The 25,633-nt window shown below is 72.7% G+C and carries 25 protein-coding genes and 2 pseudogenes; 12 read left to right on the forward strand and 15 right to left on the reverse strand.

Going from position 1 to position 25,633, the window contains the following annotated elements:
* Positions 1-25: 25 nt before the first annotated feature.
* Both ACFYWX_RS30990 and ACFYWX_RS30995 read right to left on the reverse strand, forming a co-directional pair.
* Complete coding sequence (locus ACFYWX_RS30990) at positions 26-682, reverse strand: HAD family hydrolase (RefSeq protein ID WP_389427812.1); 657 nt, start codon at positions 680-682, stop codon at positions 26-28.
* A gap of 52 nt (positions 683-734) precedes the next feature.
* The gene (locus ACFYWX_RS30995) at positions 735-1,772 is read right to left on the reverse strand and encodes a PHP domain-containing protein (protein ID WP_389427699.1); all 1,038 of its coding nucleotides are present in this window, start codon (positions 1,770-1,772) and stop codon (positions 735-737) included.
* A gap of 162 nt (positions 1,773-1,934) precedes the next feature.
* On the opposite strand from ACFYWX_RS30995, the gene ACFYWX_RS31000 reads away from it, so the two are divergent.
* The 3 genes from ACFYWX_RS31000 to ACFYWX_RS31010 all read left to right on the forward strand — a co-directional run bounded on the left by ACFYWX_RS31000 (position 1,935) and on the right by ACFYWX_RS31010 (position 6,092).
* Positions 1,935-2,741: an SDR family oxidoreductase gene (locus ACFYWX_RS31000; RefSeq protein ID WP_389427814.1), complete on the forward strand. Its 807-nt coding sequence runs from the start codon at positions 1,935-1,937 to the stop codon at positions 2,739-2,741.
* Positions 2,742-2,774: 33 nt separating this feature from the next.
* Complete coding sequence (locus ACFYWX_RS31005; protein ID WP_389427700.1) at positions 2,775-3,011, forward strand: hypothetical protein; 237 nt, start codon at positions 2,775-2,777, stop codon at positions 3,009-3,011.
* A gap of 171 nt (positions 3,012-3,182) precedes the next feature.
* Positions 3,183-6,092, forward strand: a complete 2,910-nt coding sequence (locus tag ACFYWX_RS31010) for a BTAD domain-containing putative transcriptional regulator (RefSeq protein WP_389427816.1) — start codon at positions 3,183-3,185, stop codon at positions 6,090-6,092.
* Here ACFYWX_RS31010 and ACFYWX_RS31015 read toward each other — a convergent pair.
* On the reverse strand, positions 6,070-6,630 hold the full coding sequence (locus ACFYWX_RS31015; protein WP_389427701.1) for a VanZ family protein: 561 nt from the start codon (positions 6,628-6,630) through the stop codon (positions 6,070-6,072). The two genes, ACFYWX_RS31010 and ACFYWX_RS31015, sit on opposite strands and share 23 nt — an antisense overlap.
* Before the next feature lie 156 nt (positions 6,631-6,786).
* Between ACFYWX_RS31015 and ACFYWX_RS31020 the strand changes: the two are divergent.
* Positions 6,787-7,943 (forward strand): annotated as a pseudogene (locus ACFYWX_RS31020) (proton-conducting transporter membrane subunit); the annotation flags it as partial.
* Positions 7,944-7,988: 45 nt separating this feature from the next.
* Here ACFYWX_RS31020 and ACFYWX_RS31025 read toward each other — a convergent pair.
* Positions 7,989-8,651, reverse strand: a complete 663-nt coding sequence (locus ACFYWX_RS31025; RefSeq protein ID WP_389427702.1) for a DUF4230 domain-containing protein — start codon at positions 8,649-8,651, stop codon at positions 7,989-7,991.
* Between the two features lie 69 nt (positions 8,652-8,720).
* Positions 8,721-10,601: a tetracycline resistance ribosomal protection protein Otr(A) gene (gene otr(A), locus ACFYWX_RS31030; protein ID WP_389427704.1), complete on the reverse strand. Its 1,881-nt coding sequence runs from the start codon at positions 10,599-10,601 to the stop codon at positions 8,721-8,723.
* A gap of 194 nt (positions 10,602-10,795) precedes the next feature.
* Here otr(A) and ACFYWX_RS31035 point away from each other — a divergent pair, with 194 nt between their 5' ends.
* Entirely contained in the window at positions 10,796-11,749 is a 954-nt protein-coding gene (locus ACFYWX_RS31035; RefSeq protein ID WP_389427706.1) for a ribose-phosphate diphosphokinase, read from the forward strand.
* A gap of 27 nt (positions 11,750-11,776) precedes the next feature.
* Here ACFYWX_RS31035 and ACFYWX_RS31040 read toward each other — a convergent pair whose 3' ends face one another.
* Positions 11,777-12,157: an anti-sigma factor antagonist gene (locus ACFYWX_RS31040; RefSeq protein ID WP_389427708.1), complete on the reverse strand. Its 381-nt coding sequence runs from the start codon at positions 12,155-12,157 to the stop codon at positions 11,777-11,779.
* Positions 12,158-12,327: 170 nt separating this feature from the next.
* Positions 12,328-12,765 (reverse strand): MarR family winged helix-turn-helix transcriptional regulator, encoded by a 438-nt coding sequence (locus ACFYWX_RS31045; RefSeq protein WP_389427710.1) that lies wholly within the window; start codon positions 12,763-12,765, stop codon positions 12,328-12,330.
* 115 nt (positions 12,766-12,880) lie between these two features.
* Here ACFYWX_RS31045 and ACFYWX_RS31050 point away from each other — a divergent pair, with 115 nt between their 5' ends.
* Together ACFYWX_RS31050 and ACFYWX_RS31055 are read left to right on the forward strand one after the other, a co-directional pair.
* Positions 12,881-14,335 carry an aldehyde dehydrogenase family protein gene (locus ACFYWX_RS31050; protein ID WP_389427712.1) on the forward strand — a complete coding sequence of 485 codons (1,455 nt, stop codon included), beginning with the start codon at positions 12,881-12,883 and terminating at the stop codon, positions 14,333-14,335.
* A gap of 31 nt (positions 14,336-14,366) precedes the next feature.
* Positions 14,367-15,473: an NAD(P)-dependent alcohol dehydrogenase gene (locus ACFYWX_RS31055; RefSeq protein ID WP_389427714.1), complete on the forward strand. Its 1,107-nt coding sequence runs from the start codon at positions 14,367-14,369 to the stop codon at positions 15,471-15,473.
* 52 nt (positions 15,474-15,525) lie between these two features.
* Here the strand turns inward: ACFYWX_RS31055 and ACFYWX_RS31060 are convergent, their stop codons facing one another.
* Complete coding sequence (locus tag ACFYWX_RS31060) at positions 15,526-16,476, reverse strand: NADP-dependent oxidoreductase (protein ID WP_389427716.1); 951 nt, start codon at positions 16,474-16,476, stop codon at positions 15,526-15,528.
* A gap of 71 nt (positions 16,477-16,547) precedes the next feature.
* Here ACFYWX_RS31060 and ACFYWX_RS31065 point away from each other — a divergent pair, with 71 nt between their 5' ends.
* Together ACFYWX_RS31065 and ACFYWX_RS31070 are read left to right on the forward strand one after the other, a co-directional pair.
* Complete coding sequence (locus tag ACFYWX_RS31065) at positions 16,548-17,504, forward strand: GlxA family transcriptional regulator (RefSeq protein WP_389427718.1); 957 nt, start codon at positions 16,548-16,550, stop codon at positions 17,502-17,504.
* Positions 17,505-17,598: 94 nt separating this feature from the next.
* Positions 17,599-18,447 carry a hypothetical protein gene (locus tag ACFYWX_RS31070; protein ID WP_389427720.1) on the forward strand — a complete coding sequence of 283 codons (849 nt, stop codon included), beginning with the start codon at positions 17,599-17,601 and terminating at the stop codon, positions 18,445-18,447.
* Between the two features lie 14 nt (positions 18,448-18,461).
* On the opposite strand, the gene ACFYWX_RS31075 is transcribed toward ACFYWX_RS31070, so the two are convergent.
* The 3 genes from ACFYWX_RS31075 to ACFYWX_RS31085 form a co-directional block, all read right to left on the reverse strand.
* On the reverse strand, positions 18,462-19,025 hold the full coding sequence (locus tag ACFYWX_RS31075; protein ID WP_389427722.1) for a TetR/AcrR family transcriptional regulator: 564 nt from the start codon (positions 19,023-19,025) through the stop codon (positions 18,462-18,464).
* Positions 19,022-19,384: a DUF1304 domain-containing protein gene (locus ACFYWX_RS31080; protein WP_389427724.1), complete on the reverse strand. Its 363-nt coding sequence runs from the start codon at positions 19,382-19,384 to the stop codon at positions 19,022-19,024. The genes ACFYWX_RS31075 and ACFYWX_RS31080 overlap by 4 nt, the downstream gene beginning before the upstream one ends.
* An 85-nt stretch (positions 19,385-19,469) precedes the next feature.
* The gene (locus ACFYWX_RS31085) at positions 19,470-20,705 is read right to left on the reverse strand and encodes a PucR family transcriptional regulator (RefSeq protein ID WP_389427726.1); all 1,236 of its coding nucleotides are present in this window, start codon (positions 20,703-20,705) and stop codon (positions 19,470-19,472) included.
* Positions 20,706-20,937: 232 nt separating this feature from the next.
* On the opposite strand from ACFYWX_RS31085, the gene ACFYWX_RS31090 reads away from it, so the two are divergent.
* The gene (locus ACFYWX_RS31090; protein ID WP_389427728.1) at positions 20,938-21,330 is read left to right on the forward strand and encodes a VOC family protein; all 393 of its coding nucleotides are present in this window, start codon (positions 20,938-20,940) and stop codon (positions 21,328-21,330) included.
* Between the two features lie 121 nt (positions 21,331-21,451).
* On the opposite strand, the gene ACFYWX_RS31095 is transcribed toward ACFYWX_RS31090, so the two are convergent.
* Both ACFYWX_RS31095 and ACFYWX_RS31100 read right to left on the reverse strand, forming a co-directional pair.
* Positions 21,452-21,748: a DUF4235 domain-containing protein gene (locus ACFYWX_RS31095; RefSeq protein WP_389427730.1), complete on the reverse strand. Its 297-nt coding sequence runs from the start codon at positions 21,746-21,748 to the stop codon at positions 21,452-21,454.
* A 104-nt stretch (positions 21,749-21,852) separates the two neighbouring features.
* The gene (locus ACFYWX_RS31100) at positions 21,853-22,872 is read right to left on the reverse strand and encodes a glutathione S-transferase family protein (RefSeq protein WP_389427732.1); all 1,020 of its coding nucleotides are present in this window, start codon (positions 22,870-22,872) and stop codon (positions 21,853-21,855) included.
* A gap of 139 nt (positions 22,873-23,011) precedes the next feature.
* On the opposite strand from ACFYWX_RS31100, the gene ACFYWX_RS31105 reads away from it, so the two are divergent.
* Positions 23,012-23,992: a cation diffusion facilitator family transporter gene (locus ACFYWX_RS31105; protein WP_389427734.1), complete on the forward strand. Its 981-nt coding sequence runs from the start codon at positions 23,012-23,014 to the stop codon at positions 23,990-23,992.
* Positions 23,993-24,071: 79 nt separating this feature from the next.
* On the opposite strand, the gene ACFYWX_RS31110 is transcribed toward ACFYWX_RS31105, so the two are convergent.
* Positions 24,072-24,521, reverse strand: a complete 450-nt coding sequence (locus ACFYWX_RS31110) for a nitroreductase family deazaflavin-dependent oxidoreductase (RefSeq protein WP_389427736.1) — start codon at positions 24,519-24,521, stop codon at positions 24,072-24,074.
* 197 nt (positions 24,522-24,718) lie between these two features.
* On the opposite strand from ACFYWX_RS31110, the pseudogene ACFYWX_RS31115 reads away from it, so the two are divergent.
* A pseudogene (locus tag ACFYWX_RS31115) lies at positions 24,719-24,916 on the forward strand (nuclear transport factor 2 family protein); the annotation flags it as partial.
* A 27-nt stretch (positions 24,917-24,943) separates the two neighbouring features.
* Here the strand turns inward: ACFYWX_RS31115 and ACFYWX_RS31120 are convergent.
* On the reverse strand, positions 24,944-25,567 hold the full coding sequence (locus ACFYWX_RS31120) for a LysE family transporter (RefSeq protein ID WP_389427738.1): 624 nt from the start codon (positions 25,565-25,567) through the stop codon (positions 24,944-24,946).
* Between the last annotated feature and the right edge of the window lie 66 nt (positions 25,568-25,633).

A 25,633-nucleotide genomic window follows, 5' to 3' on the forward strand; every position in this document is an offset into this window, starting at 1 on the left:
GCCGGTGTCCCCAGCTTTCGGTAGGTCATGCGAGGGGGCTGTCCGCCAGGGACGCCAGCAGGTGGGCGGGGTCGTCGTAGACCACCTCCGCGCCGGCCTCCTCCAGGTCGGCGCGCGGGATGCCACCGCACAGGACGCCGACGCAGCGCACCCCGGCCCGGCGGCCGGCCCGCATGTCCCACACGGTGTCGCCGACGAACACGGCCCGCTCGGCGGGCACCCCGGCCAGCTCCAGGGCGTGCTCGACGGGCTCCGGCGCGGGTTTGCCCCGCTCGACGTCGTCCGCGCTCGCCGTCGCCGCGATGACGTCGTCGGCGTCGATGGCCCGCCGCAGCGCCGACAGCTCCGCACCGCTCGCGGAGGTCGCCAGCACCACCTGCCAGCCGTCCTTGTGCAGGCGCCGCAGCAGCGGCCCGGCGTCGCGCAGCGCGGGCAGCCGGTCGAAGTACTGCCCGTAGAGGGCCTTGTGGGCGGCGCTGAGCTCCGCATCGCCGTCCTCGTCGCGGTCGTCGCCCAGCAGGTGGGCGATCAGGTCCGTCGAGCCGAGTCCCACCGCCCGGTGGACGGCGTGCATCGGCACTCGGTGGCCCGCCTGCCGGAAGGCCTCCCACCAGGTGGTCACATGGAGGTGGTTGGTGTCGACGAGCGTCCCGTCGACATCGAACACGGCGGCCCGCCGCATGGTCGGCATGGTCGAAGTTCCCCTTCCTGTCGCGCGTCCGCCGAGTACCACGTCAGTGCCCGGTCACTCCGGCCGGTGTACGACCGTCCCGTGTCCAGGCCAGCAGTTCGTCCGCCGACCACGTGGTGACCACCCGCTCGGCCGGCACCCCGCACTCCTCGGCCCGCGCGCACCCGTGAACCTGCCAGTCCAGCTGGCCGGGCGCGTGCGCGTCGGTGTCGACCGAGAACAGCGCGCCCGCGGCCACGGCCCGGCGCAGCAGCCGCTTCGGCGGGTCGAGGCGCTCCGGGCGGCTGTTGATCTCCACGGCGGTGCCCGACTCGGCGCACGCGGCGAACACCTCGTCCGCGTCGAACTCCGACTCGGGCCGTCCCCGCCCGCTGACCAGCCGTCCCGTGCAGTGCCCGAGGACGTCGGCGTGCGGATTGCGCACGGCGGCCACCATGCGGCGGGTCATCGCCCGCGCCTCCATGCGCAGCTTGGAGTGGACCGACACCACCACGACGTCGAGCCGTTCGAGCAGCTCCGGGTCCTGGTCGAGGGAGCCGTCGTCGAGGATGTCGCACTCGATGCCGGTCAGCAGCCGGAACGGCGCCCAGGTCGCGTTGAGCCGCTCCACCACGTCCAGCTGCTCCCGCAGCCGCTCCGCCGACAGGCCGCGGGCCACCGTCAGCCGCGGGGAGTGGTCGGTCAGCACCGCCCACTCGTGCCCGAGCGCGGCCGCCGCCCGGCCCATCTCCTCGATCGGGCTGCCGCCGTCCGACCAGTCGGAGTGCAGATGGCAGTCCCCGCGCAGCAGCCCGCGCAGCTCCTCGCCGCCCTGCGCGAGCGGGCCCCCGGCCTCGCCCTCCAGCTTCTCCAGGTAGGCGGGGACCCGCCCCTCCAGCGCCTCGCGCACCACCTGCGCCGTCTTCGGACCGACCCCCTTGAGCGACTCCAGCGTGCCTGCCCGCGCCCGCTCCTCCATCTCGCCCTCCGGCAGCCGCGTCAGCACGCGGGCCGCGGTGCGGAAGGCCTGGACGCGGTACGTCGGCGCCAGGGACCGCTCCAGCAGGAAGGCGATCCGGTCCAGGGCCCGGACGGGGTCCATCGCCACCTCCGACTTCGATCTCAGCGGGCGCTCCTCAGGCTCCAGAGTTCCCCAGTCCCGCCCGGCACGCACGACGAGCGCGCGGTTTGTCCGGTACGCACTCGGGTACTGCGAAGCGTCGTCCCCTTCCGTGTCTCCATGAGGAGGTAGGCCGTGTCCTCGGTGTCCGTCCCCACCGCACGCACCCAGGTGGCCGTGGTCACCGGAGCCGACTCCGGCATCGGCCGCGCCACCGCCGTCCGACTGGCCCGGGCGGGGATGGACGTGGGTATCACCTGGCACCGCGACCTCAAGGGCGCCGAGGAGACCGCCGACGAGGTCCGCGCCCACGGTCAGCGGGCCGTCGTGGCCCAGATGGACCTCACCCGGCTGCCCGTCGCCGCGGGCACCGTCGACGAGCTGTGCGACCGCCTCGGCCGCCTCGACGTCCTCGTCAACAACGCCGGTACGGGCACCATGACGCCCTTCGTCGACCTGGAGCTCGACACCGTGCGCGAGGTCCTCGACGTCGACCTCGTCGGCCCCTTCCTGTGCGGGCAGAAGGCCGCGCGGCACATGATCGCGCAGGGCGACGGCGGCCGGATCGTCAACGTCACCTCCGTCCACGAGCATCAGCCGCGCGTCGGCGCCGCCCCGTACTGCGCGGCCAAGGGCGGGCTCGGCCTGCTCACCCAGGTCATGGCCCTGGAGCTCGCCGAGTACGGCATCACCGTCAACGCGGTCGCGCCCGGCGAGATCGCCACGCCCATGACCGGACAGGAGAACGTCGACGTGGATTCGAAGCCCCGCCCCGGCGTGCCGCTCGGCCGCCCCGGGGACGCCCGCGAGGTTGCCGCCGTGATCGCCTTCCTGGCCGGCCCCGACGCCTCGTACGTCACCGGCGCCTCCTGGTCCGTCGACGGCGGCATGCTGCGCATGGGCCCCCAGGCGGGCTCGCACCTGGAACGGGACGACTGGCGACGCCCCTGAGCCCTCGCGCGCTTTGCGCTCTACGCTCTACTCATGACCGAAATCGCCAGCCCGTACATCGCCAACCCGCGGATCCTGGTGCTCGGGGTACAGCCCGGCACGCCGCCGTTTCGGATCGTGGAGATCGACGGCCAGGTGGTCGGTGAGGCGAAGGCCGTCACCGACGTGCTGGAGGCGGCCGCAGCCTTCGGCATCACCGTCCACGACCTGGACGATCCGGACGTGGTCCGCTGGGTCGGCGGAGACAAGTTCACCTGGACCCGCCACTGACCGACGGTCCGAATCTGCAGCCGGGAGCCGTTCGCCGGGGTGAGGCTCCTGGTCGGTGCGCCGGTCGCCGAGCCGCTCGTCGTCACCGGCATCGGGTCCACACCCGTCGAGTACGGCGGACAGGGCGGCGACCTTGTGACCCAGGGTCATTTGCCGCATGACGTAGGGTGCATGCCGGGGTGGGAGACCAGAGGGGGAACGGTGGCGCCGGAGCCGGTGCGCTTCGCGGTCCTGGGACCGGTTCGGGTCTGGCGGGCGGGGGCGGAGCTGGAACTCGGACGACCGCAGGAAAGAGCCCTGCTGGCGCTGCTGTTGGTACGGGCCGGTCAACCCGTCGCCGTGAGCGAGATCGTCGACGTCCTGTGGGGCCGGCGTCCTCCGGACAGCGCGGTCAACGTGGTCCGTCGGCACGTCGGGTCACTGCGCCGCCTGCTGGAGCCCGGCCTGCCCACCCGGGCGACCGGCCACTGGCTGCTGCGGGGCGGAGGCGGATACCGGCTGGCGACCGACGGCGACTCCCTGGACCTGCTGCGCTTTCGCGCGTTGCGGGACGAGGCACAGCGTGCCGCCTCGGACGGGGCGCCCGCACGGGCCGTGGAACTCCTCACCGAGGCGCTGTCGTTGTGGCAGGGCCCGGTCGCCTCCCAGATCCCCGCGCAGGCGCGCGCCCACGCGGCGTTCGGCTCACTCGACGACGAACGCCTCGCGGCCGTGAAGGAGAGCGCCGACGTCGCGCTGCGCGCCGGCGTCCCGGACGTGGCCCTGCCCCGGCTGCGGGAGGCAGCCGTCAACTGCCCGCTGGACGAACCGCTGCTGGCCAGGCTGATTCTCGCGCTCGCGGCCACCGGCAGGGGGACCGAGGCGCTGCGCACGTACGAGGCCGTGTCGGCCCGTCTCGCCGACGAGTTGGGCATCGATCCGGGCCCGGAGCTGCGCGACGCCCACCGGACGGTGCTGGGCGACACGGCGGCCCCGGTGATCTTGCCCGGTTCGGCGGACCCCGCCGGCGTGCGAGCGGCCTCGCTTCCCGTCCCCACGCAACTGCCGTACGACCTGCCGACGTTCACCGGACGGCGGGCCGAACTGGACGAGGTGCTCGCGCTGCTGTCGGGCGACGCCCGACCCGCCGAGACAGTGATGATCAGCGCCATCGGCGGCATGGCCGGGGTCGGCAAGACGACGCTCGCCGTGCACTGGGCCCACCGCGTCGCCGACCGGTTCCCCGACGGGCAGCTCTACGTCAACCTGCGGGGCTTCGACCCGTCGGGCGCGGTCATGAGCCCCGACGAAGCCGTCCGCGGATTCCTGGACACGCTGGGGGTGCCGCCGGAACGCGTCCCACGCGGACTGGACGCACAGGCCGCGCTCTACCGCAGCATGCTGGCCGGGCGCCGGTTCCTCGTCCTGCTCGACAACGCACGGGACGCCGACCACGTACGGCCGCTGCTGCACGGCACGCCCGGCTGTCTCACGATCGTCACCAGCCGCAACCAGCTCCCCGGCCTGGTGGCGGCCCACGGGGCCCACTCCCTCACGCTGCGTCAGCTCGGCACCGCCGAGGCACGAGAACTCCTCGTCCGCCGCCTGGGGGCCGAGCGGGTCTCCGCCGAGCCGGAGGCGGTCGCGGAGATCACCGCACTGTGCGCCGGACTGCCGCTGGCCCTTGCCTGCGTCGCCGCCCGCGCGGCCACCCACCCGCACTTCACACTGTCGGCCATCGCGGCCGAACTGCGCGAAGCCCACGGCAGCCTCGACGCGTTCACCAGGGCCGACACCTCCGCCGACGTCGGCGCCGTCTTCTCCTGGACCTCCCGCGCCCTCTCGCCCGCCGCCGCCCGCCTCTTCCGACTGCTCGGCCTGCATCCGGGCCCGGACTTCACCGCACCGGCCGCGGCCGCCCTCGCCGGGCTCGCGGTACGCGAGACAAGACTGCTGCTGACGGAGCTCTCCGGCGTCCACCTCGTCAACGAGCACGTCCCCGGCCGCTACGCCTTCCACGACCTGCTCCGCGCCCACGCCGCCGAACTGGCGCACAGCCGGCACGGCGACGCCGAGCGCCGTGACGCCGTCAACCGGCTGTTCGACCACTACCTGTACACGGCGCACGCCGCCGGTCTGCTGATCGCGCCCTACGCGGACGCGATGCCGCTCGCGCCGGCCCCGGAGGGGACCTGCCCCCAGCCGCTCGCCGACGACGAGCGGGCTCTGGCCTGGCTCACGGCCGAGTACGCCGTGCTGCTCGCCGTCGTCGACGCGGCCGCCACCTCCGGCCGGGACCGCCTCGCCTGCCTGCTCGTCTCGTCCCTGGAGCGGTTCTTCGACCGACAGGGGCACTGGCACCACTGGGCGGCCGCCCAGCGGACCGCGCTCGACGCCGCCCTGCGGCTGTCCGACCCCGTCATGGAAGCCCACGGCCTTCGCGGGCTCGCCCGGGTGGAAGGCCGACTGGGCCTGCACGACGAAGCCGCCGCCCACCTCGAACGGGCCCTGGAAGCCTTCACCGAGCTGGGGGACGACGTCGGGCGGGCCACCGTGCACCGCAGCCTCGCCTGGGAATCCGAGCAGCGCGGTGACCTCCACGGCGCGCTCCGGCACGACCAGCTGGCGCTCGACCTGCTGCGAGCCGTCGGCGGACGAGCCGCGCAGGCCTCCGCCCTCAACGCGGTCGGCTGGTCGCACGCCACGCTCGGGGAGTACCGGGAGGCCCTCAGGCACTGTGTCGAGGCCCTGGCCGTGCTGGAGGAGCTCGGCGACCTCGTCGGGCAGGCCGCGACCTGGGACAGCATCGCCTACGCCCACCACCACCTCGGCGACCACGCCCGGGCCCTGACGGGTTACCGCAACGCCCTCGCCCTGTACCAGGACGTGGGCGTGCCGGCCGAGGAGGCCGGATCCCTCGTCCGTATCGGCGACACCCACCGTGCGACGGGCGACCACGAGGCCGCCCGCGCCGCCTGGCGCAGCGCCCTCACCCTCCTCACCGACCTCGCCCACCCCGACGCCGACCGGGTACGCACCCGACTCGAGGAACTGGGCGAACCGCACGACGAGCGGTTCCTCAGCTGTGCACCGCCCTGCTGAGACGGCGCCCCAGCAGGAGGTAACCGACCAGTGCTCCCGTCGTGTTGAGGATGACGTCGTCGATGTCGAAGGCGCGGCCCGTGACCAGCGCGCCCTGGGCGCACTCGACCAGGAGCATCACGAGGGCGGTCAGGAACAGCACGCGCAGGATGCCGCGCGTCCGGGGCGCCACGACCGGCACCAGAACGCCGAACGGCACGCCCAGCAGCAGGTTCCCGCCGATCTGCTTGACCGCGTCCCGCAGCGCGGGCTGGTCCAGGTAGGCCCTCAGAGAGCGGCCCGGATGGAGGTTGGTGTGGGTCAGCGCCTCCGAGGCGGGGGACGGCTGGAGCGTGAGCCGGGCCAGGACCACGGCGAACGCCACCATGAAGGCGAAGGCGAGCAGCGTCGCCAACAGGCGGAGCGGGAAGGGCAGCCGCCCACGGGCAGCGGGGGACGGTTTCGACGCCTGACCGGACTTGGCCGGCTTGGCCGGTCCGGTCGCCCGGGCCGACCTGGCCGACCTGATGGTGCGCAGGCGTAGTGCAGAGCGGACCATGAGTCTTCTCCAGTCTTCAACGTCCCTGCGTTACAAGGCGATTACCCCGGGGCGCGCCGACCAGTCCACCGCCGCCCGCCTTGCCCTGCCACGTCGTCGGTTTCCGTTCCTGCGCTCGGGGCACTCCGGGTGGAGACCAGCGCGCGCCGCCGCTCGAACGGCCGCAGCGTCGGCATCGTCGTCGGCGACGGGCCGGGGCTCGGGATGGCCGCGCTCGCCTCGCTGCTCACGCTGGCGGCCCTGGTGTACTCCTGGCACTACTTCGAGGAACCGCCCCGCCGGCACGCGGGCTCCTTCCCGGCGCTGATGCTGGTCTTCCAGGCGGGCATGTGCGGCTTCGCCATCGCCGGGGACCTCTTCGACGCGTTCGTGTTCTTCGAGCTGATGAGCGGCGTCGCGTACGCCCTGGCCGGCTTCCGCATCGACGAACGCAGAGCCGTGCACGGCGCGTTGACCTTCGTGGTCGTCAACTTCCTGGGTGCGTACGCGGTGCTCATGGGCATCGCCCTGCTGTACGGGCGCACCGGTGAGCTCGCCATGACGCACATCGGGCGGGGCCTGGACGCGCACGGCCGCCCCGACGCGCCGGTCCTCGCGGAGCGGCCCTGTTCGCCTGCGCGGGCATCCTCCTCGACCGCTACGGCAGCGTCGACGAACGGGCGCTGCACGGGCGGGCCCGGCGGCTGCGCGGCGTCGGCGTGATGTTCACCGTCGGAGCTCTCGGCCTCGCGGGGATGCCGCCGTTCGGCACCGCCCTGGGCAAGGGGGTCGCGGAGGAGGCCGCGGGCGGGCCGCTCACCGTGCTGTACGTCGTCGCGTCGGCGGTCACCGCGGGAGCCGTCCTGCGGGTCGCCGCACGGGTGTTCCTCGGCCTCGGCCCGCCGCCGCACGAGGAGGCCGAGTACGAGACGACGGGGACGGACGAGCGGCCCGAGACCCGGGAGCGGCTGACCCGGATCCCCGACACCATGACGGCGGTCCCGGCGGTGCTGCTCGCCGGGGCGCTGGCCGTCGGGGTCGCCCCCGGACTCGCCCACGTCGTGGCGCACGCCGTGAACGAGGCCGGGTCCGGGGGCGCGCCCGCCGCCGTGCACTGGACCTCGACCGGAGCCCTGCAGGGCCTCCTCTCCACCCTGCTGGCCGTGGGCCTGGCCGCCGTGGCCGTCGCCCGGCCCGGTCTGCTCGCCGCACCGGACCGGGCGCTGCCCCTGCGGCGCCTGCAGTCCGGGCACATCGGCGACTACGTGGCATGGCTGCTGGTGGGCGCCACACTGGTCGGCGCCCTCGCGCTGCCGGGCGTGCTCGGCACCTGAGGTACTTGAGGTACTTGAGGCACCTGAGGCACCCGGGTCGGGCGATCAGGTGCCGAAGGAGACCTTCACCTCCTTGAAGCCGAGGGAGCGCAGCAGGCCTTCGAGCATGTTGGTGGTGTTCGTCTCGGCGCGCTTGGTCAGCTCGCTCTCCTTGGCCGCGTCCCCGATGTGCCGTACCGCGAGCTTCTGCACGGCCTGTTCGCCGCCCGGGTTGTCCGAGAAGAAGTCGCCGAGGCGGTCGAGCAGACCGCGCTGTTTGGAGACCGCGTAGGAGCGTTCGGTGTCCAGGGCCGGCTTGCCGAGCTGGGCGTGGGGCAGGCGGAGCGTGGCCGACGTACGGTCGTCGTCGACCGTCACGTCGTTCTTGCCGACCTTCCCGAGGTCGACGTAGGCGTCGACGGTGCCCGCCCCCACGTACAGGGTGCGGGTGCCGCGGATCGCGTCGGGCAGAAGCTTGGCATCCTTCTCCAGGTCCACGACGACCTGGAAGTTGCCGGACGCCGCGTCGTAGCGGCTGATGTCCTGGATGGACTCGAGCAGCGCGGGCCCGGAGCGGTCGTGCGTCTCCGTGCCGAACAGGTCCTTCAGACCGGGGAGCACACTCAGCCGGATCCCGGCGAAGAACACGACGAGCACGATCACGACGGCACTCACCGCCTTCGCCCAGCCGGGCATCCGCCTGGACACGCGCCTGATGGGAGTCGTCATGGCGACGGTCCTCCTTCCTACAGAGCGGATTCCCCCTCAACGCCCCTACCAGACCGACCGGTTGACCGATCATGTGCGAGCGGGCCGACGGACGGGCCGGTCGCCCGACGGGCGGGACCACCACACGCCCTCGCCGTGGGTGAGGCCCGCAAGGCTCAGTTCGACGGCACGGACATGGCGGGCGGGGAGCTCGCCGCTGATCAGCCAGGCCGTCGCCCCTCCCGTGGTCTCCTTGAACTCCGCTCCCAGGGCGGCGAGCCGAGCGGTGACGGGGGCGAGGGCGTCCGGGGGGACCTCCGTCTCGAAGGCGTGGTACGGCTCGTACACCCGTGTCCCCGCCCGGGCGAGCGCCTGCCGCAGCACGATCGGGGTGAGGCCGCGGAAGTCGGCCGCGGTGCTCAGGGGTGCGCTGAAGCCGGAGCGGATCAGGGTGACGCGGTAGTCGGTGACGGCCCAGCCGTGCTGTCCGCTCAGGAGGGTGCTGTGCACGGTGTCCTCGACGGCCTGGTGGAAGGCGCGGGGCAGTGCCCCGAGTTCCGTCTCGTACGTGAACACCCCGCCGGAGCCGGGCGCTCCCGGTTCGACGCGCAGCCCGATCGTCGCCCAGTACTTGGTGTGGTCGAGCCACGGCAGTTCCTCCCAGGCCTCACCGGTTCCGGCCGGCCGCTCCAGGAACCGGACCCGGCCGGGCTCGAAGTCGGCCTCGATGCCGAAGTCCTGGGCGAGGGTCGCCGCGACCACCTCCAGCTGGACCTCGCCGTACAGCAGCAGCGCGGTGGCGCCTTCGGCCGCCGGGCTGGCGTGCAGCAGGGGATCTTGGTCGGCCAGGGCCAGCAGTGCGGAGCGCAGCCGCGCCGCCTGTTCGGGGCGGCGGGCCCGGGCCAGGGTCTGAAGGGTCGGCGGCGCGAACTGCGGTGCCCGGCCGGACGGGGGATCGCCGAGCCGGTCGCCCACGCGCAGGCCGGCGACCCCGCTCAGCGTCGCGATGTTGCCGCCGGTGAGCGGTCCGGCGCGGCCGATCACCTCCAGGCGGTTGACCCGCCCGGGGACCTCGGTGGTCCTGCCGTCGGCCTCGCGGCGCAGGAACGTCAGCCGCTGACGCTGTGTCACCTCACCGTCGTACAACCGCAGATACGCCGTCCGCTCGCCGCCGGGTCCGGGGCGTACGGCGAACACCGTGCCGCGCGGGGCGGCGCTGTCCGGTGCCTTGGGCCCGGGGGATTCGGGGAGCAGCCCGACGAGGCCCTCGACCAGCTCGGAGACGCCCTGGCCGCCGAGGGCCGAGCCGAAGTACAGCGGGTGGACCGAGCCGTCGGCGGTGCGTGCGGCGAGCGCGGTGCGCAGCATGTCCGGGGTCGGTTCGGGGCCGTCCACGAGGGCCGCGAGGACGTCGGTGTCGACCTCGGCGAGGATCTCGGCGGCAGGTCGGGTCAGGAGGCACGGCTCGACGCGGGCGTCGGCGGTGCCGGCGCCCGTGACCCGCGTCAGCGGGACGACGTGCGGGGTGAGCCGGCGCCGGATGTCGGCGAGCAGGCCCTCGGCGCGGGCGCCCGCGCGGTCGATCTTGTTGACGAAGACCAGCGTGGGCAGCCGCAGCCGGCGCAGGGTCCGCATGAGCACCCGCGTCTGCGCCTGCACCCCCTCCACCGCGGACAGCACCAGGACCGCGCCGTCCAGGACCTCCAGGGCGCGTTCGACCTCGGCGATGAAGTCGGAGTGCCCGGGGGTGTCGATGAGGTTGATCTGCGTGCCGTGCGCGGTGAACGCGGCGACGGCCGAGCGGATGGTGATCCCGCGCTGCCGTTCGATCGCCCCGTCGTCCGTACGGGTGTCACCGGCGTCGACGCTGCCGAGCCGGTCGACGGCGCCGTGGTCGAACAGCAGCCGCTCGGTGAGGCTGGTCTTACCGGCGTCGACGTGGGCCAGAATTCCGATGTTCAGGGTCTGCATGTGTGGTCGAGTCCTCGAGAACCGTCGTCCAGTGGGGGAGCCGGGTGTTTTCGAGGAGTCGGCGCATGCGGGTGGTCCTGACGTGAGGGAACACGGACGGCGCCATCATGGCGCGCCGCAGGGGGTGGACCGCAACGGGTTTTCCGGGTCCGTAGCATGAGGTCACCCGGACGTGATCACGCGAGGAGCGGATCGTGCGAGACATCGCCGTGTTCAGCGGTAGCGCCCACCCCGAACTGGCCGCCGAGGTCTGCGCCCATCTGGGCGTACCCCTCAGCCCGACCCGAGTCAGCAGGTTCGCCAACGACTGTCTGGAGGTCCAGCTCCAGGCCAACTGCCGCGAGCGGGACGTCTTCCTGATCCAGCCGCTGGTGCGGCCCGTGCAGCAGCATCTCGTCGAGCTGCTGATGATGTGCGACGCGGCGCGCGGGGCGTCCGCGGGACGCATCACCGTCGTCATGCCGCACTACTCCTACGCCCGCTCCGACAAGAAGGACGCACCCCGCATCTCCCTGGGTGGCAGGCTCGTCGCCGACCTGATGGTGGCGGCGGGAGCGAGCCGCGTCCTCGCCATGACGCTGCACTCGCCGCAGGTGCACGCCTTCTTCTCGGTTCCGGTCGACCATCTGCACGCCCACCGCGAGCTGGCCGCGCACTTCCGGCAGTACGACCTCACGCGCACCACCGTCGTCTCGCCGGACCTCGGCAACGCCAAGGAGGCGGCCGCGTTCGCCCGGCTGATCGGCGCGCAGGTGGCGGCGGGCGCCAAACAGCGGTTCGCGGACGACCGGGTCACCATCAGCTCGGTGATAGGCGAGGTCGCGGGGCGGGACGTGATCGTCCTCGACGACGAGATCGCGAAGGGGAGTACCGTCCTGGAACTCCTCGACCGGCTGCGGGAGCTCGGCCCGCGCTCGATCCGGGTGGCGTGCACGCACGGCCTGTTCGCGGCCGGTGCGCTCAAGCGGCTCAGCGAGCAGCCGGACGTCCTGGAGATCGTGTGCACCAACACGGTGCCGGTGCCCGAGGAGGAGCACACCGACAAGCTGCGGATCCTGTCCATCGCCCCGGCCCTCGCCGAGGCCGTGCGCCGCATCCACAACGGCGAGTCCGTCAGCGCCCTGTTCGACGCGCCGTCGGCCGGGTAGCCGAGGGCGGGACGGCCGAAGGCGCCGTCATAACGAGCCCGACGTGGCCTCGGGGCGGCTCAGGGCCTCATCCAGGGTCGGGTGCGGGGGCAGCAGGCGGGTGAGGCCGGTGACCCGCAGGACGCGCAGGGTCAGCGGGTGGGTGCAGACGAGGAGCAGCCGTCCGTCGTGCTCCAGCACCCGGCTGCGGGCCCGGTACAGCAGGCGCAGCCCGGAGCAGTCGAAGAAGTCGACCCGGGTCAGGTCGATCACCACCCGGGGGTCGGGCCCGGCCGTCACGTCGTCCAGGTGCGGGACGATCTCCCCGGCCGCGACGATGTCGATCTCACCGTGGAACTCCAGCACCGTGTGTCCCCGGTCCCGGTGGACACGCAGATGGCGGGTGGGCGCCGCCGGTTCCTGCCGCACGACGACATCGCCTCCAACCTGCTCCGACCTGCTCCGACCTGCTCCGAAGGCGGGGAGCGCCGAGCAGCCCCCCGCCCAGCAAGTTACCCTCGATGCAGTGAATTTGAGCATGTTCGGTTGACATATGTCTTCGAAATGCGACCGCTTCCTTCGAGGTTTTGTTCACAGGGTTAAGAAAGTGCGTGCCAGGCCTTGGTGAGGGCCTGGCGGAACTGCTCGGACTGGTGCGCCGTGAGGTCCCGCACCATCCGCTCCTCCAGCTCCCGTACCGGCTGCGCGTGGCGCGTGAGCAGCTCGCGTCCGTCGTCGGTCAGCAGGATCAGCAGCTCGCGCCGGTTGCGCGGATTGCGCTCCCGGCGCACCAGCCCGCGGCCCTCCAGTGAGCGCACGAGGTCGGCGATGGACTGGGCGGTGACGAACGAGTCGCGGGCGAGCTGCGCGGCGGACAGTCCGTCGTGCCGCTCCAGCACGGTGAGCGCGGTGTACTGCAGCGCGGTGATCCCGGACGGTCTGACCAGCTCGTCCAGGTGGGAGCGGACGACGAGCTCCACCTGCTTCACCATGTAGAGCAGGGACGGAGGTGCCTTGGTTTCCTGGGTGCCGAGCATGAACAGAGCGTAGACCATTGACAGGAAACCTGTCTGTAATGAGACTGCGCACAAGACGGCGAAACAACAGGAATCCTGTTGGTTGAAATCTTGGCGACGACGCTGGGGAGTGGCAATGACCACCTTCGAGATGGAACCCGGTCGACTGTTCATCGGTGGACAGTGGCGCGAGGCTGCCGACGGAGCGCGCAGCGAGGTGGTCGACCCGTCCCGGGGCGCGGTCGTCACCACCGTCGCCGAGGCGGGCCCCGCCGACGTGGACGCGGCGGTACGCGCCGCCCGCGAGGCCTTCGACTCCGGGCAGTGGTCCGGCCTGAGCGGCCGTGAGCGGGGCCGGATCCTGCACCGCGTGGCCCAGCTGATCCGCGAGAACGCCGACGACATCGCGCGGCTGGAGAGCCTCGACGTCGGCAAGCCGATCAGCCTGGCCCACGCCGTCGACGTCACCAACGCGGCCAACGACTACGAGTACTACGCCTCCCTCGCCTACACCCTCGACGGCGCGCAGCGCGACCTCCCCATCAACGCCCACGCCTACACCAAGCGCGGCCCCCTCGGCGTCGTCGCAGCGATCACCCCGTTCAACTTCCCGCTGATCCTCGCGGGCTCCAAGCTCGCCCCCGCCCTCGCCGCCGGCAACACGGTCGTCCACAAGCCCGCCGACGAGACCCCGCTCAGCGCCCTGTACATGGCCGGGCTCCTCCAGAAGGCCGGCGTACCCGACGGCGTGGTCAACGTCGTCACCGGTGCGGGCCCGGTGGCCGGCGAGGCCCTGCTGCGCCACCCCGGCGTCGACAAGATCGCCTTCACCGGCTCCACGGCGATCGGCCGGCACGCCGCGAGCGTCGCCGGCGAGAACCTCAAGCCCGTCACCATGGAGCTCGGCGGCAACGCGGCGCACATCGTCTTCGAGGACGCCGACCTGGAGAAGGCCGTCGGCGCGATCATCAAGGGCTTCGTCTTCAACACCGGCCAGTTCTGCATGGGCGGCCCGCGCCTGCTGGTGGCGCGCTCCGTCTACAGCACCCTGCTCGGCATCCTCGCCGAGGCCGTCCCCGGCGTGCCCGTCGGCGACCCCCGCCGGCCCGAGACCGTCGTCGGCCCGATGGCGGCGGAGAAGCACCTGCGCAAGGTCGAGGAGTACGTCGACATCGCCCGCAAGGAGGGCGCGCGCATCGTCTGCGGCGGCGAGCGGCTCGACCTCGACGGCGGCTACTACTACAAGCCCACCGTCATCGCCGACCTCGCCAACGACTCCAGGGTCGTCCAGGAGGAGATCTTCGGCCCGGTCCTCACCGTCCAGCCCTTCGACTCCGAGGACGAGGCCGTCGCCCTCGCCAACTCGACGCCGTACGGTCTGGCCTCCGGCGTCCAGACCAGGAACCTCGCCCGCGCCCACCGCGTCGCCGACCGGCTCCAGGCGGGCATCGTCTGGGTCAACGACTGGGCGATGCTCGACCCCGCCGTCCCGTTCGGCGGCGTCAAGGACTCCGGCTTCGGCCGCGAGTACGGGCCCGAGGCGCTCACCTCCTACACCAAGGTCAAGTCCGTCGTCGTCTCGCTCGACTGAGTGCGCCCGTAAACAAAGGGAGTTCACCCGCATGCCCATCACCACCCGCGCCGCCGTCGTCGAGTCCGGCGGAGCGCCCTTCACCCTCTCCGACGTCGTCCTCGACGACCCCGCCCCGCACGAGGCGGTCGTCCGCCTGGTGGCGGCCGGCCTGTGTCACACTGACCTCGGTGTGGCGAGCGGCGGACTGCCCTTCCCGCTGCCCGGCGTCCTCGGCCACGAGGGCGCGGGGGTCGTGGAAGCGGTCGGTTCGGCCGTCACCGGCGTGGCCCCCGGCGACCACGTCGTGCTGTCCTTCACCTCTTGCGGCGACTGCCGCAACTGCCACGGCGGCCACCCCGCCTACTGCACCACCTGGCTGCCGCTGAACCTCCTCGGCGGCCGCCGCGCCGACGGCACCGCCACCATCAGCCGGGACGGTGAGGACCTCGGCGGCCACTTCTTCGGCCAGTCCTCCTTCGCCGAGCGGGCGCTGGTCGACGAGCGCAGCCTCGTCAAGGTCGACCCGGACGTACCGCTGGAGTCGATCGCCCCGCTGGGCTGCGGCGTACAGACCGGCGTCGGCGCCGTCTGGAACGTGCTGAAGCCGACCGCCGGCAGCACGGTCGTCGTGCTCGGCGCCGGTGCCGTCGGCCTGTCGGCGGTGATGGTGGCCGCCCTCAGCCCGGCCACCACGATCATCGCCGTCGACAGGGTCGCCGAACGCCTCGCACTGGCCAAGGAGTTGGGCGCCACCCACACCGTCGACGCCGGCCAGGCCGTGCTCGGTGAGGCGATCGCCGAGATCACCGGCGGCCAGGGCGCCGACGGCATCGTGGAGACCACGGGCAGCGTGGCGGTCCTGCGCCAGGGCGTCGACGCGCTGGCCGGACGCGGCACCCTGGTCGTCGTAGGGGCCCCGCCCTTCGGCACCGAAGTCTCCCTGGACGTCAACGGATTGCTCGGCGGGAAGCAGGTCGTCGGACTCACCCTCGGCGACAGCGAGACCCAGACCTTCATCCCGGCCCTCGTCAAGCTCGTCAAGGAGGGACGGCTTCCGCTGGACCGCCTGATCGGCACCTACGCCTTCGCGGACATCGAGCAGGCGGTCCAGGACATGACCTCGGGCAAGACCATCAAGCCGGTCCTGACCTTCTGACGGCCCGCGGTCTGCAGCCCGAGGCCTGTCGCGGTCTGCAGACTGCAGCCTGTCAGTCGACCGTCAGGACCAGCTTGCCCGTGGTCCGGCCGGTGTCGCCGAGCCTGTGTGCCTCGGCGGCATCGGCCAGCGGGAACGTCCCCGCGATCGTGGCGCGCAGCTCGCCCGCCTCGACCAGCTCCGCGATCGCCCGCATCCCGGCGCGGTCGGCATCGACGAGCATGCGCAGCGCGCGTACGCCGAGCCGCTCGGCCTCCTGAAGGAATTCCTCCGATCCGACCGGCAGGATCGACACCACGACCCCGCCCGGGCGCAGCACCCGCAGCGAGCGCACCGCGTAGTCGCCGCCGATGGTGTCCAGCACCACGTCGACGTCCTTGACGGCCTCGGCGAAGTCGGTCTCCCGGTAGTCGATCGCCTCGTCCACGCCCAGCTCCCGCAGGAAGCCGTGCTTGCCCGCGCTCGCCGTGCCGATGACGTACGCCCCGCGCGCCTTGGCGATCTGCACGGCCACGTGCCCGACCCCGCCGGCCGCCGCGTGGATCAGGACCCGCTGCCCCGGCCGCACGTCGGCCGTCTCCACCAGGGCCTGCCACGCGGTCAGCGAGACCAGCGGCAGGGCCCCGCCCTGGACGTGGTCGATCGCGGCGGGCTTGTGCACGAGGGCACGGGCGGGGACGGTGACGTACTCGGCGTGCGAGCCGTGGCCGAACGGGTAGGGCAGCATGCCGAAGACCTCGTCGCCGGGCACGAAGGCGGCGACGCCGATCCCCGTCGCCTCGACCACGCCGGAGACGTCCCAGCCCAGGACGAAGGGCGGCGAGCCGAGGAAGCCGCCGGTGGCCCGGTGCTTCCAGTCGGTGGGGTTGACCCCGGCGGCCCGGACCCGGACCAGTACCTCGTTCGGCCGCGGTGCGGGCCGCTCCAGTTCCACTTCCTTCAGTACCTCGGGACCGCCGAGGACGTCCTGGCGGATGGCACGCATCGTGTTCACATTGCTCATGGTGTCCCAGCCTGCCCGGGAGTGGCCGCCTCTAAAATGGCACGATGGCCAACCTTCGATAGGATCGTGCCATGCGAACGCGGAAGCGCCCGGAACGGGTCGTCGTCCTGGCCCTCGACGGGGTCTACCCCTTCGAACTCGGCATCCCCAGCCGGATCTTCGGCACGGCCGTCGGCCGGTACGAGGTGGTGACCTGCACCGTCGACGGTCAACCGGTGCGTACCAACGCGGACTTCACCGTCACCGTGGAGCACGGACCCGAGGCGCTGGAAACGGCGGACACCGTCGTCGTCGCGCCGATCTCTCCCGCACGCGTCACCGCCGAACTCCCCGCGGAGGTCTCCGCCGCCCTCGCCCGCATTCCCGAGCGGGCGCGCATCGTCTCCATCTGTACCGGCGCCTTCGTACTGGCCGCCGCGGGGCTCCTCGACGGCCGCCGGGCGACCACCCACTGGCTGCTCGCCGAGCAGTTCCGGAGCATGTTCCCGCACGTCGAACTCGACCCGGGCGTGCTCTTCGTCGACGACGACCGCATCCTGACCTCCGCAGGAGCCTCGTCCGGCGTCGACGTCTGTCTGCACATCGTGCGCAAGGACCACGGCAGCGAGCTCGCCAACACCATCGCCCGGTGCTGCGTCGTCCCGCCGTTCCGGGACGGCGGCCAGGCGCAGTACATCGAGCAACCGGTGCCCGAGTCCGCGGCCACGAGCACGGCCGCCACCCGGGCGTGGGCGCTGGAGCGCCTCGGCGAACCCCTGAGCCTGGCCGACCTCGCCGGGCACGCCCGGATGAGCCTGCGCACCTTCGCCCGCCGCTTCAACGACGAGGTGGGCCTCAGCCCCGGCCGCTGGCTGATCCAGCAGCGCGTCTCCCGCGCCCGGCACCTGCTGGAGGCCAGCGACCTGTCGGTCGACCAGATCGCGGGCGAGGTCGGCTTCGCGACGGGTGCGTCCTTGCGCCAGCACCTGCATGCGGCGATCGGGGTGTCGCCGCAGGCCTATCGGCGCACGTTCCAGGCGGTGCGCTGAGGGGAGCGCGTCGGGGGTGAACGTTCCCGGCCGTTGCGGCGTCGCAGGAGCGCGACGCGGGAACGGGACGAACGACCGGAGAACGGGGGCGGGCATGCGCAGAGGGCTCGTGGCGGTGGCGGCGGTGCTGGCCGTGGCGGCGGTGGGATGCGGCACGGAGAAGGACGTGGTGGTCGAGGGCACCCCGCCCGCGACCCCGTACGCCGGACCGTTGCACGTCGCCGCGCGGGACCTGGACGAGGACAGCGTGCGCGCCACGCGCGTCGAGTCGGGGGCGGCGGGCCGGGCCCTGGAGTGCGACGGGGAGATCTACACGGGCGGCCAGGGGGAACGATGGAGCGAAGGCGACGGCGGCTCGACCCCCGAGCAGGGCCTGAAGCTGTACTTCGACATCGAGCAGCCCGACCTCCCCCGGTCCGGCTACCGGGTCGAGCGCGAGGACGGCGGCCGGGTGCTGTACTCCCTGGACGTCGGCGGCCGCACCAAGGTGGCCGTCGTGGTCACCAAGGACCGTGCGGGCGCTCCCGGTTGGGGCCCCGAGACCACCGCGTCCTGCAACCCGGCCGAACTCCCCGCCGACTTCACCGACTCCCTGCCGTACGAGATCTGGACCGACGAGCAAGGACGCCGGGTGCCGACCACGCGGATCAGCAGCTCGGCCGGCTCGGCCCACTGCGACTGGCAGGAGGCGCACTTCCTGGAGCTCGGCCAGGGCGAGGACGCCCGCCTGTACGCCCGCGACCCCGACGGCGTCCTCGAACCCGGCATGCTGACCGCCCCGTACGACGGGGACGTCCCGATGCCCGCGGGCGCCCACGACACCGGATACCGGCTCCGCGACCGGCGGTTGTGGCTGACCGGCGACCCCGCGAAGGCGTACGTCCGCACCCCTGACGGCGTCGAGGCCTGGCCGCTGGTGAAAGAGGGCCTGGGCTGCCGCTGAACCCGGCTCGGCACTCACCGGCTGGCGTGCAGGGCGACCAGGAGTTGCCAGACCTGGTCGGCGATGGACTCGGGGGTGGCGTCCAGGAGGCCGTGCAGCCAGTCGGCCAGTACTCCGGCGAAGGTGGCGGCGACGGCCGAGGCGACGAGCGGGGCGTCCGCCGCGCCCGCGCGTTCGCGTTCGCGCAGGCTGTAGGCGCGCAGGTCCCGGTGCAGAACCCGGCCGAGCGGGCCGCCGCCGCCCGGGCCGAGCAGGGCGCGGTACAGCCCGGCGTGCGGGGTGAGGGAGGCGAAGAACTCCGCGAGCGCGGGCGGCGCGTGCACGGGGTCGGGGCTGCCGTGCCAGGCGTGCAGCGCCTCCACCGCCTCGCGTACGACGTCCGCGCAGGCGTCGACGGCCAGGGCCTGCAGGTCGGCGTAGTGGACGTAGAACGTGGCCCTGCCGACGCCGGCGCGCCGCACCAGTGCGGCCACGCCGACCTCCGCCAGCGGCCGCTCGGCGCACTCCGCGAGCAGGGCCTCGCGCAGCCTCGCCCGGGTGCGCGAGGCCCGCGGATCCTCCTGGGCGCCGCGCGTCACTGCGCGATCAGGACGGCGGCCAGGGCGAGCGCGCCGGGCAGTGCCTGCGCGACCAGGATGCGGCGGTTGGCGGTGACCGCGCCGTACACGCCCGCGACGATCACACACGACAGGAAGAACACCTGGACGCGGAACCCCGTCGGATCGGCCGCGATCAGCCCCCAGACCAGACCCGCCGCGAGGAAGCCGTTGTACAGCCCCTGGTTGGCCGCCATCGCCGCGGTCGCCTTCGCCATCTCCCGATCGAAACCGTGGAACTTCATCCCCGGCCTCTTCTGCCACAGGAACATCTCCATCACCAGGATGTACGCATGCAACGCCGCCACCAGCCCGACCAGCACACCCGCCAGAATCCCCATGCTCTCCCTGCCCTCCCACCGGTGTCCTGGACAGGTGTCCAGGACTGGTCGCGAGTATAGCTGGACACCTGTCCAGGGAGTGCCCTCACTCTGCGGCGTCCTCTGTGACGCGGTTGCGCAGTTCCAGTGCGCGCAGGGCGAGCTGGGTCTCGAACTGGGCCGTCGCGTCCTGGAGTTGGGGGCCGAAGAGGTCGTCGAGCTGGCGCATGCGGTAGCGGACGGTCTGAGGGTGGACGGCGAGGCGTAACGCGACCTCGGCGACGTTGTGGGCCGAGCTCAGCCAGCTCAGCAGGGTCTCCGCGAGGCGCTCGCGCTGCGGTGGGCGCACCCGTTCCAGTGGCCGCAGCCGGCGCTGGGCCAGGGCGTCGACGAGGGCGTCGTCGCGCAGCAGCAGGAGCGTGGACAGGTGGTCCTGGCAGTGCACCAGACCGGCGGACGGCAGGATGCCCCGCCGCATGAGGTCCAGCGCCTCCGACGCCCAGCGCAGCGACCGCGCGCCCTCCGGCAGGGCGACCGTCGGTCCCATCGCCGCCCGCAGTCCCTGAAGCCCCCGCAACACCTGGCCCACGGCCCGCGCCCGCCCGGGACCCTCCGGATCCGGCACCACCAGCACGGCGGGCTGCACGTCGAACCGCGCGAGGAACTCCGGCGGCACGATGGGCCGTGCCGCGGACCCCGACCCGCTGTCGATCGCCACGACCGCCACACCCCGCGGCACCGGCCAGCGCGCACTGTGCGCCAGGTCCGCGATGGCCTCGGCCGAGGCCGGCGGGTCGGCGGTGAGCAGGTCGATCAACCGGCTCCGCCGCTGCCGCAGCTCACCGGCCGCGTGCAGCCGTGCCTCCGTGAAGCCCACGGTCGTCGCGGCCGCCATCTCGTCCAGATGCACGAACAGCGCCTCACCGAACGCGCCCAGCACACCGCGCGGCAGCAGACCGGCGTCCACCAGGGCGTTCACCCGGCGCCAGGTCACCCGCGCGCCGAGCCGCAGCGCCGCCTGGAACGAGTCGAGGCTGCGCCCCTCCTCCGCCTCCCCGCGGCCGATGCGCCGGTACGTCGCCTTCACCGGCTCCCAGTCGGTGTCAGGCTCCGCCATGCGCTCCAGGAACCCCCGCAGCGCATGGTCCACGCCCCGGTGCACGCCCTGCATGTACGTGTCGTCCGCGGGGCGCGCGTACTCGGGGATCTCCGTACGGATCGCCTCGACGACCTCCTCGGTGATGTCGGCGAAGTACGGTCGCAGACGGGCATGCAGACCCGCCGGCAACGCCCTGAACGGGCTGCCCGTCTCCTCGTCCACCCCTGCGGCTCTCTTCGGCACGGCGGCGACGATACCCGCCGGTAACACGTAACGGCTCATCAACGGCGGACAGTTGTGGGGGCGCCGGCTGTCGCCCCGTGACAACCGCCGGTCCGGCTCCGCGATCGCCGAACGGGACCGGCGCGGTGGGGCCGGCGCGGTGGGGCCGACTGAATCCGGCGGGCCGGGATATCCGCAAGGTACAGGGCGGCGGGGCACGTCCGTTCCGCGCCCAGGATCCCGCGGAGGAGACATGGCACTGGTGAAAGCGGGCGTCGTCGTGCTCGACTGTGCCGAGCCCGAGAAGCTCGCCGTGTTCTACAAGGAGTTGCTGGACGCGGAGGAGACCGACGCGACGGCCAACCGGGTGGAGATCAGGGGCGCCGGCGGAACCCGCCTGGCGTTCCGCCGTGACGTCAATGCGACCCCGCCCAGCTGGCCGCGCCCCGAGAACTCCCTCCAGGCCCACCTCGACTTCCTGGTGGACGACCTCGACGAGGCGGAACGCAAGGTCGTCGGCCTCGGCGGCCGCCCCCTGGAAACGAACTACGCCCCCGGCCCCTACGAGGAACGCGGCTACGCCGACCCCGCCGGCCACTCCTTCACCCTGCGCCGCGTCCCGTCGACGGCACCGAAGCAGGGCTGAACCACCGCAGACACGCACCGACCAGTGGCGGAGCGCGGATGAGGCCGGGTCCGGCCGCCACGGCAACGGCGGCCGGACCCGGCCTCAGTGTCGGGAGTCGGTCTCCGGCCCGGTGACGGGCTCAGTCGCGGCCGCCCTCCTCCTTCGTCGGCCAGATTCCTGTCCTGCGTTCGATGGCCTTCGCGCCGGTGCGGTCGATGGCGCTGCGGACGACGGCGAAGATGGCGCCCTGCACGGCGGCGGCGAGGAGGACCTCGCCCCAGCCGCGGTCGCGGTCGAGGGCGTCGGGGGCGTCGTCCTCGTGCCGGAACGCCTTCCAGGTCTTGCGGAAGGCGAGCCCGGCCAGCCACCCGCTCGACCAGCCCAGCACGAAACCGATCGGCTGGTAGCCGCGGGAGAGTTTCTTCTTCTTGGCCACGGGACCTCCTTGGCAGAGCAGTGGGTTGTCAGGGATGTCGGGGATGTCAGGGTCGTCGGAGGGGTCAGGTGTGTCAGGGGCACATGGTCGTCACGGTCGGCTTCTCAGGGGCGGCCGACGGCCGGGATCTCCTCCTCGGCGCGCACCGGACCCGGCGGCGTCCCGTCCCCGAACGGGCGCCCGCCGAGCTGCTCCCGGTGGTGCGCGGTCAGCCAGCCGGACAGGTCCGGGCCGAGGGGGACGACGCGGGTCGGGTTGATGCCGGTGTGCACCTGGTAGTAGTGCCGCTTGATGTGGTCGAAGTCGACGGTGTCGCCGAAGCCCGGCGTCTGGTAGAGATCGCGGACGTACGCCCACAGCACCTCGTTCTCGGCCAACTTCCAGCGGTTGCACTTGAAGTGACCGTGGTAGACGGCGTCGAAACGCACCAGCGTGGTGAACAGCCGGATGTCCGCCTCGGTGATCGTGTCACCGACCAGATAGCGCTGCCGGGCCAGCCGCGGCACCAGCAGCTCCAGCCGTCGGAAGACGCCCGTGCAGGCCTCCTCGTACTCCTCCTGGTCGGTGGCGAAACCCGCGCGGTAGACACCGTTGTTGACGTCCTCGTAGACGTCCGCCATCACCGAGTCGATCTCGTCGCGCAGCGCCCGCGGATAGAGGTCGGGCGCGCCCGGCCGGTGCAGGGCCGCCCACTCCGTCGCGAAGTCCAGGGTGATCTGCTGGTAGTCGTTGGTGACCAGCTTCCCGCTGGGGACGTCCACGACCGCCGGCACACTGACCCCGCCCGGGTAGTCGGTCTCCCGCCGGTCGTACGCCTCACTGAGATAGCGGATGCCGAGGACCGGGTCCCGCCCGTCGGGGTCGAGGGTGAAGCGCCAGCTGCGGTCGTCCTGGACCGGATCGGCGACCGCCAGGGACACGGCGTCCTCCAGGCCCAGAAGCCGCCGGGACACCAGGGTCCGGCTCGCCCACGGGCAGGCGCGACTGACCACCAGACGGTAGCGGCCCGCCTCCACCGGCCAGCCGTCCTGGCCGTCCGCGGTGATCCGGTCGGTGAAGTGGCTCTTGGACCGCTTGAACGTCCTGTGGCCGTACGCGCTGTTGCCGTCGCCCCCGGCGCTCATTCTTCCTCCTGGCTGTGATGCGTGTGGGCTGTGGTGCGTGCTCCGGGACTGTTCCCCGCCTGCCCCGGCTTTTCCCGGGTTCCCCGTTTTCCGCCGACGGCACGGTGTGAGCGGTCCCGGCCTGGGCAATCGGCGAAGGATGAGCGAGACACCCGCCGAGACACCCACGGAACGCACAGCCGACCGCAAGACACGCGTCACCGTCCTGGTGGCCCTCGCAGCCAACCTGGTCATCGCCGTCGCCAAGGCGGTGGGTGGCCTCGTCGCGCACTCACCCGCGCTGCTGTCGGAGGCGGCCCACTCGGTCGCCGACAGCCTCAACGAGGTCTTCCTGCTGGCCGCACTGCGCCGCAGCCGCCGTCCGGCCGACGCCCGTCACCCCTTCGGCTACGGCAAGGAGCGGTTCTTCTGGTCGCTCCTCGCGGCCGTCGGGATCTTCGTCATGGGGGGTTGCTTCTCCTTCTTCCAGGGCTTCGAGGCGCTCAGAAACGGTGCGGAGGAAGAACTCGGCGGATACGTCGTCGGCCTGATCGTGCTCGGCGTCGCCCTCCTCGCCGAGGGCGCCTCCCTCCTACGGGCCCTGCACCAGGTGCGCAAGCAGGGCGGCGCCGCCGGTCTGCGCGACCCGGCCCTGCGCACGGTCGTCGCCGAGGACGGCACGGCGGTGCTGGGAGTGAGCCTCGCTCTGGTCGGCATGGCGCTGCACATGGTCACCGGCCAGGTGGTGTGGGAGGCGTCCGCGTCGCTGGCCATCGGCGCGCTGCTCGTCTACGTCGCCTACCGGCTCGGCCGCGACGCGCGCGACCAGCTGATCGGGGAGGCCGCCGACCCGGAGGCGAGCAGCAGGATCCGGGCACTGCTGGAGGCACAGCCCGAGATCGACAGCGTCGAGGCGCTGTTCACGATGAAGACGGGTCTGGACACGGCCCTCGTGGCGGCCCGGGTCGACCTGATGCCCGGTCTGGACAGCGAACGGGTCGAAGAGGTCGCCGACCGCATCAAGGGGTCCATCGCCGGTGTCGTCTCCGAGGCGGACCAGATCTTCCTGGACGTGACCGACCGGTCGGCGCGGGAGACATGGGAAAGCCCCGCCGCGACGGGGGAACGCGGCGGGGCCTGACGTTCGGGTGCCCGGGGTCGGCCGCTTCATGCACCCGGAACAAGAAATTTTTCGAAGCGGCCTCCGGCGCCCGGTTCGATCAGCTTCCGTCGGCCGGTTCGAGGACGAACACCGGAATCTCCCGGCTCGTCTTCGTCTGGTACTCGGCGTACGGGGGATAGGCCGCGACGGCACGATCCCACCACGCGGTCTTCTCCTCACCCGTGACCTCACGGGCCGTCAGGTCACGCCTCTCCGGGCCGTCCTGGAGTTCCACCTGAGGGTCGGCCTTGAGGTTGTGGTACCAGACCGGGTGCTTGGGCGCCCCGCCCTGGGAGGCGACCACGGCGTACCGTCCGTCGTGTTCCACGCGCATCAGCGGCGTCTTGCGGATCTTCCCGCTCCGCGCGCCCCGCGTGGTCAGCACGATGACGGGCATCCCCGTGTCGAGCAGGGTCGTTCCCTCCGTACCGCCGGACTTCTCGTACAGCTCCACCTGCTCACGCACCCACTGGGTCGGGCTGGGTTCGTACTCGCCCTCGAGAGGCATGGCATCCGTCCCCTTCGTCGTTCTTCGGTCTTCGCCATCGGTTGTCGCGTCGTACGGTGACTCGTACCGCACTACAACACGCGTATGCGTGGGATTCATCCGCACCGTGTCCCTCCCCCTTACTTCTCGGGTAATGGCCCGGCCCCGGCGCCTCGGGCACAGTCGTGTGCACCGGCGGTACGGCCGGCCGTGCCGACACCCGCGTCGAGCGGATCCTGGTCGACGGCGCGGACGCGGTGGTGCTGGGGGAGATCCGGCAGACCGCCCGGTCCACAGGACGCGCCTATCGCGCCAGGTTCGCCCTGCACCTGACCGTCGAGGCGGGCCTGGTCGTCCGCCACCACGTGTACGAGGACAGCCTCGCCGTCGCCCGGGCCTTCGCCGACCCGCAGTAGTGCCCCGCCGATAGGGAGCGGTACCCCCTACACGACGATCCGCACGGCGAGCACCGCCATCACCCCGCTGGACACGAGCGCCGTCACCAGCCGCCCCCGGTGCCCGGTCAGGGCCCGGCCCAACAGCGCCCCGCCCCCGGCGAGCAACAGCTGCCAGCTGGCGGACGCGGCGAAGGCGGCCAGCACGAACGCGCCCTGCTCCAGAGGGCGGCCCGCGTCCGCGGTGCCCGTGCCGAGCACGAGGGCCGCGAAGTAGAGGACGGTGATGGGGTTGAGGAGCGTGATCCCGAGCAGGGACAGGAAGGCCCGCGCCGGACTCGGTGGCGGTGGCTCGCAGCGAGCGGTGAGCCGGTGCGCGCGGTACTGCCGTACGGCGGTGACCGTGCCCAGCGCCGCCAGCGCGAGCAGCACCAGGGCGGAGGCCCAGGCCAGCGGTCCCAGCACCGGTCGCAGCACGGCGGCCACGGCGGAACCGCCGACCGTGGCCAGCAGGGCGTAGAGCCCGTCGGCGGTCGCGATGCCGAGCGCGGCGCACGCACCGGTGCGCAGGGACGTGCGCGCGGTGAGAGAGACGAGGTACGTGCCGACGGCGCCCACGGGTACGGCGATGCCGTAGCCCGCGACCAGCCCCGCGACGAGCGCGCCCGTCATGAGCGCGCGGCGTCGCGCCTCCGGGGAGCCCCGGGCTGCTGTCGGCCACGCACCGGAACGGCGGCG

This window comes from Streptomyces sp. NPDC002888, assembly GCF_042888465.1.
Classification (GTDB): domain Bacteria; phylum Actinomycetota; class Actinomycetes; order Streptomycetales; family Streptomycetaceae; genus Streptomyces.

Excerpts from the sequence above, each read along its gene's own strand:
- ACFYWX_RS31110 (WP_389427736.1), bottom strand. The coding sequence starts at position 24,521 with ATGCCTCTCGAGGGCGAGTACGAACCCAGCCCGACCCAGTGGGTGCGT.
- ACFYWX_RS31120 (WP_389427738.1), bottom strand. The coding sequence starts at position 25,567 with ATGACGGGCGCGCTCGTCGCGGGGCTGGTCGCGGGCTACGGCATCGCC.
- ACFYWX_RS31015 (WP_389427701.1), bottom strand. The coding sequence starts at position 6,630 with ATGGTCCGCTCTGCACTACGCCTGCGCACCATCAGGTCGGCCAGGTCG.
- ACFYWX_RS31055 (WP_389427714.1), top strand. The coding sequence starts at position 14,367 with ATGCCCATCACCACCCGCGCCGCCGTCGTCGAGTCCGGCGGAGCGCCC.
- ACFYWX_RS31045 (WP_389427710.1), bottom strand. The coding sequence starts at position 12,765 with ATGCTCGGCACCCAGGAAACCAAGGCACCTCCGTCCCTGCTCTACATG.
- ACFYWX_RS31025 (WP_389427702.1), bottom strand. The coding sequence starts at position 8,651 with ATGACGACTCCCATCAGGCGCGTGTCCAGGCGGATGCCCGGCTGGGCG.
- ACFYWX_RS30990 (WP_389427812.1), bottom strand. The coding sequence starts at position 682 with ATGCGGCGGGCCGCCGTGTTCGATGTCGACGGGACGCTCGTCGACACC.
- ACFYWX_RS30995 (WP_389427699.1), bottom strand. The coding sequence starts at position 1,772 with ATGGACCCCGTCCGGGCCCTGGACCGGATCGCCTTCCTGCTGGAGCGG.
- ACFYWX_RS31090 (WP_389427728.1), top strand. The coding sequence starts at position 20,938 with ATGGCACTGGTGAAAGCGGGCGTCGTCGTGCTCGACTGTGCCGAGCCC.
- ACFYWX_RS31005 (WP_389427700.1), top strand. The coding sequence starts at position 2,775 with ATGACCGAAATCGCCAGCCCGTACATCGCCAACCCGCGGATCCTGGTG.
- ACFYWX_RS31050 (WP_389427712.1), top strand. The coding sequence starts at position 12,881 with ATGACCACCTTCGAGATGGAACCCGGTCGACTGTTCATCGGTGGACAG.
- ACFYWX_RS31070 (WP_389427720.1), top strand. The coding sequence starts at position 17,599 with ATGCGCAGAGGGCTCGTGGCGGTGGCGGCGGTGCTGGCCGTGGCGGCG.
- ACFYWX_RS31080 (WP_389427724.1), bottom strand. The coding sequence starts at position 19,384 with ATGGGGATTCTGGCGGGTGTGCTGGTCGGGCTGGTGGCGGCGTTGCAT.
- ACFYWX_RS31060 (WP_389427716.1), bottom strand. The coding sequence starts at position 16,476 with ATGAGCAATGTGAACACGATGCGTGCCATCCGCCAGGACGTCCTCGGC.
- ACFYWX_RS31065 (WP_389427718.1), top strand. The coding sequence starts at position 16,548 with ATGCGAACGCGGAAGCGCCCGGAACGGGTCGTCGTCCTGGCCCTCGAC.
- ACFYWX_RS31010 (WP_389427816.1), top strand. The coding sequence starts at position 3,183 with ATGCCGGGGTGGGAGACCAGAGGGGGAACGGTGGCGCCGGAGCCGGTG.
- ACFYWX_RS31100 (WP_389427732.1), bottom strand. The coding sequence starts at position 22,872 with ATGAGCGCCGGGGGCGACGGCAACAGCGCGTACGGCCACAGGACGTTC.
- ACFYWX_RS31105 (WP_389427734.1), top strand. The coding sequence starts at position 23,012 with ATGAGCGAGACACCCGCCGAGACACCCACGGAACGCACAGCCGACCGC.